This is a genomic window from Deinococcus planocerae, assembly GCF_002869765.1.
Classification (GTDB): domain Bacteria; phylum Deinococcota; class Deinococci; order Deinococcales; family Deinococcaceae; genus Deinococcus; species Deinococcus planocerae.
Map to the genome: position 1 here is coordinate 1 of NZ_PNOR01000096.1, position 613 is coordinate 613.

The 613-nt window shown below is 68.8% G+C and carries 1 pseudogene; it reads left to right on the plus strand.

What is annotated here, in order from left to right:
* Window positions 1-16: 16 nt before the first annotated feature.
* Window positions 17-613 (plus strand): annotated as a pseudogene (locus A7B18_RS21120) (hypothetical protein); the annotation flags it as partial.

Here is a 613-nt window from a genome sequence, read left to right on the forward strand (position 1 = left end):
CCGTACGCTACTGCAAATGACACTGCCCGATTCGCCTAGCTTTCACCAGATCACGGACGCCCGTCAGGCGGCGCTCCTCACAGACCCGACCAGCAAGCGGTTCTTCGCGCCTTTCCTGGCGCAGGACCGGACGGTCCGGGAGGCGGCGGGGATGGTGGGGTGCGCCCTGAACACGATGCTCTACCGGGTCAAGGTCATGGTGGCGGCGGGGCTGCTGAGGGTGGTGGAGGTCAGGCCCCGGGCGGGGCGGGCGGTCAGGGTCTACCGCTCGGCTCATGACGCCTACTTCGTGCCGTTCGGGGTGACGCCCTACGCCACGCTGGAGGAGCGGGTCGCGGTGCAGGGCCGTCCACTGTTCGCCCGGCTGACCTCCGCCTATGCTGCGGCCCTCCATGACCATGGGCTCTCGGGAAACGCGTTGCTCCTGGGAGAGAACGGGGCGGTGTGGACCACCGACCTGCCGCCGGAGGTGACCCGGGACGGTCAGCCGCTGGTGTTCTTCGACATGACCGTGCATCTGGAGACGGGTCAGGCGCACCAGACCGCGCGGCAACTGTCGGAGACGTTCAAGGAGGCCCTACACGCCGGACAGCCCCAGCCCAGCCCGGAACAC